The 14,181-nt window shown below is 48.6% G+C and carries 3 protein-coding genes; all 3 read left to right on the top strand.

Going from position 1 to position 14,181, the window contains the following annotated elements; all coding sequences use genetic code 11:
* A partial coding sequence (locus ABEW32_RS07450) for a condensation domain-containing protein (RefSeq protein ID WP_430186156.1) occupies positions 1–585 on the top strand: 585 nt, incomplete at its 5' end.
* Positions 586–750: 165 nt separating this feature from the next.
* Complete coding sequence (locus tag ABEW32_RS07445) at positions 751–12,012, top strand: amino acid adenylation domain-containing protein (RefSeq protein WP_430186154.1); 11,262 nt, start codon at positions 751–753, stop codon at positions 12,010–12,012.
* A 267-nt stretch (positions 12,013–12,279) separates the two neighbouring features.
* Positions 12,280–14,181 (top strand): serine hydrolase domain-containing protein, encoded by a 1,902-nt coding sequence (locus tag ABEW32_RS07440; protein ID WP_430186152.1) that lies wholly within the window; start codon positions 12,280–12,282, stop codon positions 14,179–14,181.

The following is a 14,181-nucleotide window of genomic DNA, read 5'->3' as shown; positions in this document are numbered from 1 at the left end:
TCCAAATACAGCGGTCAGGATGATCTGATCATCGGTACGCCAGTAGCAGGGCGCTTATTGCCAGAACTGGAGCCACTAATCGGCATGTTCGTCAATACACTAGCCATCCGGCATCAGCCGCGGGGCAACCAAACGTTCCACAGCTACCTGCTGGAAACCCGAGATCGTACTCTGCAAGCCTTCGAGCATCAGGATTATCCGCTGGAAGAGCTGGTGGAAAAGCTGGATGTAGCTCGGGATGCCAGCCGTAATCCATTGTTTGACACTATGTTTGTACTGGAAAATATGGAGTCACAGGAAGCGAAGCTTGAAACACTGTCCTTCAGTCCGTATGTTCAGGAACATCATATTTCCAAATTCGATTTGACCTTGTCCATGAGTGATGAAGAGGGGCAGATCAAGGGTTCCTTTGAGTATTGCACAAAGCTGTTTGGCGCAGACGCTATTGAGCGGTTAACCGGAGATTTGATAGCGATCCTGACACAGGTTGGAGCCAATCCAGATTTGCTACTAAGCGATATTCAGGTGAACACGAGCGAGCAGACGGAAGGATTCTCGCCAGATTCCATCGACTTTGTTTTCTAAATCATTTTTCTAAAATGCAATGATTTCACTTTGCATGTGCAGAGGGCGGCGGCTTGTCCGACTGCCCTTGCCTGCAAAGTATTATTTTTCCGACATAATGCTCATTTACGTAACTACGCACCATTCCAACCGGGGTACAGACCCCATGAAGCAGGAGGGATGTCATTGAAAGCCTTATTTGAGAAGGAAAAAAATTACTGGAGTCATAAGCTGGAATCTGAGGATCATATCATCTGTTTGCCTTACACCAATCATGTGTCCAGGGATACAGCTGCAACGGGTTCAATTTCTAATACGTACACGCTCACATTTCCATCTGAAATTTCTCAAAGAATATCATCTATAACAGGTGGAGCTCCATGGGCCGTGTTTATGGTTTTGCTGGCTGGAGTAGAGAGCTTATTGTATAAATATACAGGTGAAGAAAGTATGCTGCTGGGCATTCCAGTAGCCAAGTCTGGCAACAGTGCTGCAAAGCCGATTAACCATCTGATTTTATTGAAAAACACGCTGGATTCTGCGACAAGCTTCAAAATCTTGCTGTCTCAAATCAAAACCTCTGTCAGCGAAGCAATTGAACACCAAAATATTCCTTTTTGGAGCTATACCGAGGGGCTCGAAATTCCACGTAACGAGGACGATAAGCCTCTCATTCATACCACGGCATCCCTGCGAAATATCCACACTTCTGATTTTCTGAATCATGTGCAATCTGAACTGGATTTTCAATTTCAATGGGAAAATGCAACGGTTTCTCTGAATGTAACATACAGTAGCGACCGTTATGACCAGATGACCATTGAGCGCTTTGTCGAGCAACTATTACGGCTGTACACCGTTGTTTTGCATCAGCCTGAGTTGGAGATTTGCACAGCACAAGTGCTGTCAGAACAAGAAGTAGAGCAGTTGGTTCATACCTTTAATGATACAGTTGTAGATTATCCACGGCATGCATCCATTCATGAATTGTTCGAGATGCAGGCGAAGCAGGTACCACAACAGGTGGCAGTAGTATTTGGACAAGATAGCCTGACCTATGAAAAATTAAATGAAAAGGCCGACCAACTGGCTCATTCTTTACGTAATCAGGGAATTCGCACCGAGCAGACGGTCGGCATTATAGCTGAACGCTCAATAGAGATGGTTGTAGGTATGCTCGCGATTCTTAAAGCGGGCGGGGTGTATGTTCCGATTGACGCCGATTATCCGGACGAGCGTGTGCGCTATTTGCTGGAGGATTCCGGCACCAAGATGCTACTTGTGCAAAAAATGGAGCATCGGCCCGCAGATTTTGAGGGAATAGTATTTGATCTGAGCGACGATGCGATCTATAAAACGGATGATGCTGATCGCTGCAAATCTGTTTTGCCGATTGATGACGGGACAAATACGGATACGGCTGATATGGGATATGTGGACTGCCTAAACCCGCTTTATTCCATTTCTGCTACTCCTGAGCTTGCTTCTACTACAACCATGCCGACAGAAGCTGAGCAATCAGAACAAGCCAAACCAATACAGCAGGTCTATGTAGCTGAAGAACAACCGAAGGTGACCGCAGCTGATCGCTTGGCCTATATCATGTACACCTCAGGAACAACAGGCCAGCCCAAAGGGGTAATGGTGGAACACCGCAATGTCGTCCGTTTGGTGAAACATACCAACTACGCACGTTTGGATACGGACACGCGCATTTTGCAGACCGGGTCTGTTGTCTTTGATGCGTCCACCTTTGAAATTTGGGGGGCGTTGCTGAATGGTGGACAACTGGTGCTGGTGAATCAGGATGTTATTTTAGACGCGTCCAAGCTCAAGGAAGCTGTTCGCACTCATGGCATTACCACGATGTGGCTGACCGCACCGCTCTTTAATCAGTTGTCCCAGCATGACTTGGAGCTATTTGAGGGGATACAGGAACTGCTGGTCGGCGGTGATGTGCTGTCCGTACCACACATTAACCGGGTATTGGAGGCACATCCAAACCTGCGGATTATTAACGGCTACGGCCCGACAGAAAATACAACCTTTTCCACTACGCATGTAATTACTAGTGTGCAATCCGAATCGATTCCGATTGGCAGCCCGATACATAACACGACGGCTTACGTCGTGGACCGTTTGATGCAGCTTCAGCCTGTTGGAGCGTGGGGAGAACTAATCGTTGGCGGCGATGGGGTGGCACGTGGCTACCGCAACCGTCCAGACTTGACGGCTGAAAAGTTCATCGACAGTCCGTTCCGTCACGGCGAACGCTGCTATCGCACCGGAGACCTGGTACGTTGGAATGCAAATGGGACGCTGGAATACAAGGGACGGATCGATGCACAAGTGAAAATTCGGGGCTACCGGATCGAGCTAGGCGAGGTGGAAGCGCAGCTGTTGAAACTGGAAGCGGTGCGAGAAGCTGTTGTGACTGCACATGAGGATGAGCAGGGGCAAAAGCAGCTCTGCGCTTATGTGGTAACCCGTGCGAATGTACAGTTAAGTGAGCTGCGTGGCGCTTTGAGCCAGGAACTGCCGGGTTATATGGTGCCGTCGTATTTTGTGCAGCTGGAGCAACTGCCATTGACGCCTAATGGCAAGGTGGATCGCCGGGCATTGCCGCAGCCGGAGGGAAGCATAAGCTCAGGTGCAGAATATGTACCTCCCCAAAATCAGTTACAAGCACAACTGGTCAGTATTTGGAACAATGTGCTAGAGCTTGAGCGCATTGGGATTAAGGATAACTTTTTTGAAGCAGGAGGCCATTCCTTGCGGGCGACAAATGTCATCTCGCTCATCCATAAGGAATTGCATAAAAATGTGCAGCTAAAGGACCTGTTCCAGCATCCAACCATCGAACAGCTCGCGCAGGTGATTGAAGCACTGGAGCAGACTAACTATGAATCCATCCCTGTTTCGGGAAATAAGCCATTTTATGCGGTATCCTCGGCTCAAAAACGGATGTATATTCTCAACCAGCTTGATGGAGCGGGAACTAGCTATAACATACCAGGAGCCTTGACATTGACTGGTTCGCTTGACTTCAAGGCACTGGATAACGCGTTCCGTCAGCTTATTAATCGCCATGAAACATTGCGCACAAGCTTTGAGACCATGAACGGTGAACCTGTCCAGCGAGTACATGACGAGGTTCCTTTTCGCGTGGAGTTGATTCATGCCCACGGAGCTGACCAAAAGGAAACGGATGAACTGGTGCATGGCTTTGTTCAGCCATTCGATCTTGCGCATGCTCCGCTATTCCGGGCAGGTCTGATTGAAATTGGGCCAGAGCATCATATTTTGCTGCTGGATATGCACCACATCATTTCGGACGGCACCTCTATCAATGTATTGATTCAGGATTTCATCCGCTTATATGCGGGGGACACGCTGCCGTCGCTGCGGATTCAGTATAAGGACTATGCCGCATGGCAGCAGGAACAGCAGCAAGATGAACGCTACCAGAAACAGGAAAACTACTGGCTCAATACCTTCGCAGGGGAGCTGCCTGTGCTGGATATCCCGACTGATTATCCACGTCCGTCGGTGAGAAGCTTTGAAGGAGATTTGCTGGAATTTACGCTCGATCAACGGCAAAGTGAAGGATTAAAAAGCATTGCGATGCAGACCGAATCAACCTTATATATGGTGCTGTTGGCTGCCTATACGGCTTTGCTTAGCCAATACAGCGGGCAGGAGGATATCATTGTCGGTTCACCAATCGCGGGGCGGCCTCATGCTGATCTTGGCAGTCTGATTGGGATGTTCGTCAATACCTTGGCGATCCGCAATTATCCGGAAGGCGGGAAAACATTCCGCGATTATGTACTGGAGGTCAAGGATAACGCGTTAAAGGCTTTTGAACATCAGGATTATCCGTTCGAAGAGCTGGTAGAAAAGCTGGGCGTAGATCGGGATTTAAGCCGCAATCCGTTATTTGATACCATGTTTGCTTTACAAAACCTGGAGCAAACAGAGCAGCAACTGGCAGAGCTGCAATTAGCGCCTTATCCGAGTGAACAAACGACGGCCAAATTTGATCTAAGTCTGTTCGCACAGGAGGATGGGGAACAAATTGCCTGCGGTTTTCAATACGGAACCCGTTTGTACAAACGCGAAACCATCGAACGACTGGCGGTACATTTACAGCAGCTAATCAATGTGGTTATAGAACAGCCGGAAATTCCTCTTGCGGCTATAGAAATGGTTTCGGTCCAAGAAAAAGAGCAGCTGGTGAAGCAATTCAGCACTACAGCAGCAGACTCTCCGTATCCACGGGATCAATTACTGCATGTGCTGTTCGAGGAACAGGTGGCACAATCGCCAGATCGACTAGCAATCACCTTTGCGGACACACAGCTCACTTATCGCGAGTTGAATGAGCGCTCCGATCGTCTGGCATGTGTCCTTACTGCCCATGGGATACGGCACGGCTCCGGGACTCAGATACAGCGAGTAGGAATAGTGGCTGAGCGTTCCATTGAAATGGTCGTGGGCATGCTGGCTATTATGAAGGCAGGAGGGGCTTATGTCCCTATTGATCCCGAGTATCCGGAAGAACGTATCCGTTATTTACTGGAGGATTCCGGCGCCGAGCTGTTACTGTCACAGCGACGTGAGCTGGTTTCTTTTGAACCAGATATTCCGGTTATCGATTTGAGCGATGCACAACTATGGAGCAGTGAATTTGAAGGATACACTCATACCCATGGATCAGCTGCCATGCCAAATGGGGGATCTGCCCTAGATCTTTCGCATGTCATATACACCTCTGGTACGACAGGCAAGCCGAAAGGCGTTATGGTCAATCACCGTAATGTCGCACGGTTGGTGAAGAGCAATAGCTACGCCACGCTTGACGAAAATACGCGTATGCTGCAAATGGGTGCAGTTGTATTCGATGCCTCCACATTTGAAATCTGGGGAGCGCTGCTGAACGGTGGCCAATTATATGTAGTAAACCATGACACTATTTTGGATGCTGCCAAGTTCAAACAGGCGATGAACAAGTATCGTATTAACACCATGTTCATGACCACGGCTTTATTCAATCAGCATTCACAGCAAGACATTGAAGTATTTGCACCTCTAAAGGAATTGCTCGTGGGTGGTGATGTGATGTCCGTACCACACGTCAACCGCGTGCTAAAGAAGTACCCGCACCTTCGGTTGAGTAATGTTTATGGGCCGACGGAGAACACGACCTTTTCCACCACCTATGACATTACGGAACCGCAAACTCAAAGTGTTCCCATTGGGCGTCCGATTGATCGTTCTACCGTTTATGTGGTCAATCGTTCGTTAAAATTGCAGCCTATCGGGGCATGGGGCGAGCTGCTTCTCGGTGGCGATGGCGTGGCACTCGGGTACCTGAATCGGCCTGAGCTCACGTCTGAAAAGTTTATTGAAAGTCCATTCCGGCCTGGAGAATATTGCTATCGTACAGGAGATTTGGTGCGATGGCGTGCTGACGGCGTACTGGAGTACAAGGGAAGAATGGATGAGCAGGTCAAAATTCGCGGCTACCGTATCGAACTGGGTGAGGTTGAAACCCGTTTGTCCACGATTGCAGGTGTGAAGGAATCTGTTGTTACTGTGCGACAGGACGATAGCGGGCAAAAGCAGCTGTGTGCATATTTTGTAACAGAAAGCGAATTGAGCGCCAGCGACTTGCGTAGCACTTTATCACAGGATTTGCCGAGCTATATGGTACCATCCTACTTTGTGCAGCTCTCCAAACTGCCTTTGACACTGAATGGCAAAGTAGACCGCAGGGCACTGCCTGCACCTGAGCCTAATGTCGATACAGGCATGGATTATGTGGCACCTGAGACGGATGTCCAACACGCTTTGGCTGTGGCATGGGGAGCTATTCTGGGTATACAGAATGTAGGGACACAGGATAATTTTTTCCATTTGGGTGGTGACTCCATCAAAGCTATCCAAGTATCGTCCCGCTTGTTTCAGGCTGGATACAAGCTGGAAATGAAGGATTTGTTCAAATATCCAACAATTGCAGGATTAAGCGCATATATTCAGCCAGTTAAACGAGTAGCCGAGCAGAGCGAGGTTACGGGACAAGTTGTGCTTACGCCGATCCAGCGCTGGTTCTTTGAACAGCCAACGGGTGAACCCCACTATTTCAATCAATCTGTCATGCTCTATCGGCAGGAAGGCTATGATGAACGGGCACTTCGGCTGGCACTTCATCAAATTACAACGCACCATGATGCATTGCGAATGATTTTTCGGTCGACAGAGAATGGATATACGGCATGGAACCGAGGTGTAGGGGAAGGCGAGCCGTATCATTTGGAATGCTTTGACTATAGGGATCGCGATGTAGTCGAAGAGAATTTGGAGAAGATGATTGAGGCTAAATGCAATGAAATTCAATCCAGCATTTCCTTGAGCGAAGGGCCATTGATGAGGCTCGGCCTATTCCGTTGCCCGGATGGAGATCATCTGTTGGTCGTGATTCACCATTTGGTAGTGGATGGAGTATCCTGGCGTATCTTATTCGAGGATTTGGCGACAGCTTATGAGCAAGCCGCCAAAGGTGAGCAGGTGATTGAGTTACCGCACAAGACGGATTCGTTTCAAACGTGGGCCGGAAAGCTGCGCGCCTATGCCAACAGCCCAGCTATGGAGCGTGAGCGAGCGTATTGGGCAGGAATTGCACAAGCGAAACTGGCTCCGCTGCCGCAGGATTATGGTCATAACGAGCACGACAAGCCATTGCTTGGCGATAGTGAAGCGGTTACTGCTTTGTGGACACACGAAGAGACAGAGCAACTGCTTAAGCAGGCCAATCGTGCCTACCGTACAGAAATTAATGACCTGCTGCTGACGGCGGTAGGAATGGCATTGCAAGCGTGGAGTGGTCATGATCGTTTCCTAATTAATCTAGAGGGACATGGTCGTGAAGCCATCTTACCTGAGGTGGACATTACCCGGACGATTGGCTGGTTTACAAGCCAATATCCTGTTTTACTCGATATGCCAAAAGAAACTGCTCTTGCGCAGCGAATCAAGCATGCGAAAGAAGGATTGCGTGGTATTCCGCAAAAAGGGATGGGCTACGGGATACTGAAATATTTAGCCGAAGCATCTCCAGCCCTATTTGAGACAGAACCTGAGATCAGCTTTAACTATTTAGGACAATTTGATCAGGATATGAAGGGAAATGACCTGGAGTCGTCCCCTTATAGTGGAGGCATGCCACTTAGCCCGACTATGGCTCGGACATATACGCTGGATTTTGGCGGCATCGTTTCGGGAGGCCAGCTCGGACTGACGATTAGCTATAGTCGTACCAGCTATCGACCAGAGACGATCGAGCGATTGGCCAAATTATTGGAATCGAGCCTACGTGAAATTTTGAAACATTGCATTCATAAAGAACACCCAGAGCTGACTCCAAGTGATATTTCCTATAAAGGAATGCGTGTTGAGGAGTTGGATAGCCTGCTGTCTGAGATGGGCGCTGCGGGTGAGATCGACAATGTCTATACACTGACCCCAATGCAAAAAGGCATGCTGTTTCACAGCCAGCTCGATAGTCAAGCAGCTGCGAATGACGCTTATTTTGAGCAGGTTTCCTATGATATGCAAGGCCAGCTGGACATCCGGGCTTTTGCAGAAAGCCTGAACAATCTGGTTCGGCGACATGAAGCGCTACGGACACACTTTTATTTTGGCCGGGATACGGAGCCTTTGCAGGTAGTGTATCGCAACCGGGATTGCGGCTTCTATTTCGAAGATTTACGAGAGCTGGATAGTGACACAAGGGACACGCAACTGACAAATTTCAAGTTGGAAGATAAAGCACGAGGTTTTGATCTGCGTCGGGATGTCCTACTGCGTGTAGCGATTCTGCGCACTGGGGAAGACAGCTATCATTTTGTGTGGAGCTTCCATCATATCGTGATGGACGGCTGGTGTCTGTCCCTTGTAAACAAAGAAGTGTTTGAGAGCTATGCGGCACTTCGGGAGCGCAGAATGCCAGAGTTGGCACCGGCGGTACCTTACAGCCGCTTTATTGAATGGCTGGAGGCACAGGATCGCAAGGCAGCAACTGACTACTGGAGCAGCTATTTGTCCGGGTATGAGCAGCAAACAGCACTGCCAGCTGTAAAATCCGGTCGCAAGAATGAAGGCTACATGGCCAGTGATTGGATGACGGATTGGGAGCATGAGCTGGCTCTCCGGGTGGAGGAGACGGCCAAGCGGTATCAGGTGACCATGAATACCTTATTGCAAACCACATGGGGGATTCTGCTGCAAAAGTATAACAACCACAGTGATGTTGTATTTGGCAGTGTCGTCTCAGGTCGTCCATCGGATATTATCGGAGTCGAGGATATTATTGGCTTGTTCATTAATACCATTCCTGTTCGTATCCGCAGTGAAGCAGGGGAATCTTTTGCGGAAGTTATGAAGAAAATGCAGGAGCAAGCGCTGGCTTCTCATGCGTATGATACGTATCCGTTGTTTGAAATTCAGGCATTGACCGACCAGAAACAGAATTTGATTAACCATATTATGGTGTTTGAAAATTATCCGGTGGATGAGCAGATTGAAGAAATGGGTAGTGACGGACAGGAGCAGTTATCGGTTTCCAACGTGACGGCTACCGAACAAACTAACTATGATTTGAGCATCGTCGTAATGCCGGGAGAGGGCATGAAAATTCGTTTTATGTATAATGCGCTCTGCTTTGATCAAGCAGATATTGAGCGTCTGCATGGACATTTTGTACATCTGCTAGAGCAAATTTTGCTTAACCCGAATGTATGTGTTGAAGAGCTGGAATTGGTTACAGTCTCGGAAAAACAACAGATTATAGGAGAGTTTAATGACACGGCCTTAGCATATCCCTGCAATCAGACGATCCAGAAAAGGTTTGAAGAGCAGGTGGAGCGCACGCCGGATCATATTGCCGCCGTTTGGGGTCAACAATCTTTAACCTACCGTGAACTGAACGAGCGAGCCAACCGTCTTGCACGGACCTTGCGCGCGAAGGGAGTTACACCAGATCAGTCGGTAGGCATTCTGGTATATCGCTCGCTGGACATGATCGTAGGCATCTATGCGATCCTCAAGGCAGGCGGAGCCTATGTGCCGATTGACCCAGAGTTTCCGGCTGATCGCATCAGCTTTATGCTGGAGGACTCCGGCGCGAAGCTGGTGTTGACACAATCGCATCTGGCAGAACAAGCATCGCTGAGTTTCGACGGCCAGGTGCTGGTGCTGGATCGTCATGAACAGGATGGCAAAGACATTTATCACGAAGATGGCTCGAATCTGGAGCCCCTGGCCGGGCCGCACCATGTCGCCTATGTCATCTATACCTCCGGTTCCACCGGAAAACCGAAGGGCGTGATGGTGGAGCACCATTCCGTGCTGAACCGGATTTTGTGGATGCATGATCGTTATGGCCTGGGCGCAGACGATACGATCCTGCAAAAGACCGCCTTCACCTTCGACGTGTCGGTATGGGAGCTGTTCTGGTGGTCGATGGTCGGCTCGAAGGTGAGCCTGCTGTCGGTCGGCGGGGAAAAGAACCCGGAAGAGATCGTGGACACGATTGCCCGCGATGGCGTGAGCACGATGCACTTTGTGCCTGCCATGCTGCATGCATTTCTGGAGTATGTGGAGCAGCAGCCACGTGAATTCATGCAAGCGAAGCTGGGCACGTTGCGCCATGTCTTTGCCAGTGGTGAAGCCTTGCCGCCACAGCATGTGGCTCGGTTCCAGCGGCTCATATCAAGCCTGGCAGGAGCGAAGCTGATCAATCTGTATGGCCCAACCGAAGCAACGGTGGACGTATCGTATTTTGATTGCGAGCCTAATGAAGCCTATTCGGTGATTCCGATCGGGAAACCGATTCAGAACATTCGTCTGTACATCGTGAAGGAAGGCACGGAGCAATTGCAGCCGATTGGGGTAGCAGGGGAGCTGTGCATCGGCGGTGTAGGGGTAGCCCGAGGCTATCTGAACCGTCCGGAGCTGACGGCCGAGAAATTTGTAACCGATCCGTTTGCCGGAGGGGAAGCCGGATATGAACGGATGTACCGCACAGGCGATTTGGCGAGATGGATGCCGGACGGCAACATTGAATATCTGGGCCGGATCGACCATCAGGTGAAAATCCGTGGTTATCGAATTGAACTGGGTGAAGTGGAGGCGAGATTGGCAAGCGTGCCGCTCGTGCGGGATAGCGTTGTTATTGCTTTGCAGGATGGAGTAGGTCAGCAGCAATTATGTGCTTACTTCACTGCTGATGAACAGCTAACTGTGCGTGAGATTCGAGCTGTATTGTTGGGCAGTCTACCGAGCTATATGATTCCATCTGTATTCGTACAGATGGATCGTATTCCGCTGACGGCCAATGGCAAAATCAACCGAAAAGCGTTGCCTGCGCCGGACACAGCCCTACGTACAGGTGTGGAATATGTTGCACCACGAACCGACGTGGAGCAGTTGCTGGCAGGCATTTGGCAGGAAGTGCTTGACATCCCACAAGTGGGTATCCACGATGACTTTTTCACCTTGGGTGGACATTCCTTGAAAGTGCTGGAGCTTATACGCAAGGTTCACCTTGCCACAGACATTGAGCTCCCTATACGTAGTGTGCTGGAGTTCCCAACCATTGAAGAGCAGGCGCTCACATTATTGAAAGCTGATCTGGAATACAAGGCCGATAGTCCAATCATTCGGTTGAATGAACACGGTCCGGTCTCCATCTTCTGCTTTCCGCCTATGCTTGGATACGGGCTGTCATTTGCAGAGCTTGCCAAACAACTGGATCAAGACGCTGTCGTGTACGGATTAGAGTTCGTAGATGATGCTGCGGATGAGCAGGCAATGTTGGCACGATATGTTGACCTTATCGTCAGCACGCAAGCGCAAGGTCCGTATGTACTGCTTGGTTATTCCATAGGTGGTAATCTGGCGCATAAGGTTGCCGCTACACTGGAGCGTCAAGGTCATGCGGTATCCGACATTTTTATGCTAGATTCAGTCAAAAGAACGGAAGCCCAGCCTTTCACAGACGAGGAAACAGAGCACGAGATGTATGCGATGCTAGAACAGGTTCCTGAATCCTATCGGGAGCTGTTGAATGAAACGTACCAGCGTAAAATGATCGCTTATGCAGTGTATGGCAACCAGCTTGTGAACACCGAAAAGGTTCAGGCGAATATTCATGGCTTTGTCGCCGTTGGATCGGAAACGGTGAAGGGTACAGGAGATAATCGACTTTTATGGAAAGACGCTACACAAGGAAGCTATGAAGAGCATAGCTTGATTGGGAATCATTATGAACTGCTGGAACCTGGATTTATTGAAGAAAATGTAAAAGGTATCCGTACTGCGGTACAAGAGATATCCCGTAATATGGACAAAGACATAGCACAAGGTTTGGCACATCATAATTCTTGAAAATCTACGGTCGATGAATAAACTGACTGGAATCACCAACTTTTAATCTGTAACCCATGAATCCTGATCGAACAAGTAAGATGTCTTCCGCTTACGCGATTTGATCAGGATTCGCTTTATCATGTGCACTCCCGCGATGGGAAGTGCGATGATTCCATAGCGCCATGCTGATGGCTCCCATACGGAGTATAAAGATCTGCTCGCTATGCAATCACCGCACGGTTCAAATGATTAAATCAAACTCATACGTAAGGAGAGTACTTGAATATGAAGAATAGAGGCATTTGCTACCTATCCGCATTTTTAGCAACGTTATTTCTCTGGAATCTGCTTATTGCTTCGGTATGGGCAGCAGACAATATAACACCTAATTCAGTGGAAAAAGCAGTGGACGACATTATGAGTACAGAGTTGGAAAAATTGCATATTCCGGGAGCTGCCGTGGTTGTGACCCAGAAAGACCATATTCTTTTTAGTAAAGGCTATGGATATGCAGATCTGGAACGGAAATTGGCGTTCGACCCGGCGAAGACCATTGTGCGTGTCGGCTCTCTAACCAAATCATTTAGCGCAACCGCCACAATGCAACTGGTCGAGCAAAACAAGCTTGATTTGAATGAAGACGTAAACCGCTATCTCCACAGCTATAAAGCTTCGCAATACCAAAATCATCCTTTTAATCTGCATCAGCTTCTGACACATACTGCGGGATTAGATGAAGCGATATACGACATCAATAGCTCGACTCGGGCAGGTGTTTTACCTACAGAGCAGTATCTCAGCACGTATTTTCAAAATCAGCCTCCTATCCGCAAACCTGGAACTCAGTATGAATACAGTAATGTCGCCTTTGGTCTGATTGGTAATATCGTGGAGCAAGTAAGCGGTCAGGAACTGAATGATTACTTTAGCACGCATCTGTTTCAGCCGATGAATATGCCCAGCGCGACACTTGAATTGCCGCTAAATAATCCGGCACTGGCCCAATCATATCAGTGGAAGCATGAAGCGTACCTAAAACAGCCTTTTTCGTATATCAATCTGCCAGGCGCAGGTGCGTTGAACGTCACACCCAATGAATTTTCTCATTATCTGATCACTCATTTAAACCAAGGCGAGTATAAGGGGAAAGTGGTGCTCCAGCCACAAACAGTAAAAGCGATGCATGCACAGCAATTTGCAGCCGATGCTCGACTTGATGGTATAGGTTACGGATTTTTCCGCGGTCAACTGGAAACGGGAGTACACATGCTGTGGGCTACGGGGAAAATTGATGGTTTTATTTCCGAAATGGTACTGATTCCCTCCCAAAAGATCGGTATTTTTGTAATCAGCAACTCAGCTGACACGGACACCATGCTTCATGGAAAAGTCATCCATGCGATCGCCCAAATCTTGCCCGCAGAGCCGCAGGCCGCTTCTAAGTCACCGCTTCGTTCTGCCGAGCAAATGAAGCTTTTACCAGAAATCGAGGGTGTATATCAGCTGAATTTAAATCCTATTCATGGGTGGGGAAAATGGCTTCGGATGCTGGGAAGTGTTAAATACACTGTTCGAATTCAAGATGATCATACGTTAATTGTTAAAGGAAAATTTCCGAATCAGAATGAAGCATCAGACAAAGTTTTTCAAGCAGCAGGAGATGGACTGTTTGTGGAGAAGGGGGGACAGCTTAAAATATTGCTGTATCAGGAAAACAATACATGGATGATGATTGCCCCTGATAGTGAGACCATGAAGCAGACGACATTTTGGCATCGTACCTGGACGCTGCTTGTCAGCTACGCCGCCTCCTCTTTATTTTTCATCACAACCCTACTGATATGGATCATAAGGTATGTGCTCAGAGTTATCCGTAAAACGAATAATTACATTTCATCCAACCTGGCATACATCGCGTTACTAAATACGATTTTTCTCGGGGTACAGGTCGTCTATGCCAACAATCAGATGGTCTATGGCTATTCTGCCTGGTTTATCTGGGGAATTTGCACGTTGCCGCTCATTTCAGCACTCCTTGCTGTGTGGGTATTGATTGTGAATGGCGCAAAGCTGATGACCGGGGAAACAAGAGCCCGGGCTGCTGGCAAAATCTTATTTGCGGTATTCACATTGCTGCATACGGCGTATCTTTTTTATTGGAATTTCCTCCCATTCCATTATTCCTAA

Origin of the sequence: Paenibacillus jamilae (genome assembly GCF_050482105.1) — a bacterium.
GTDB lineage: Bacteria > Bacillota > Bacilli > Paenibacillales > Paenibacillaceae > Paenibacillus > Paenibacillus jamilae_B.
Note: the sequence above shows the minus strand (reverse complement) of the source record. Positions and strands in the feature narration are given on the sequence as shown.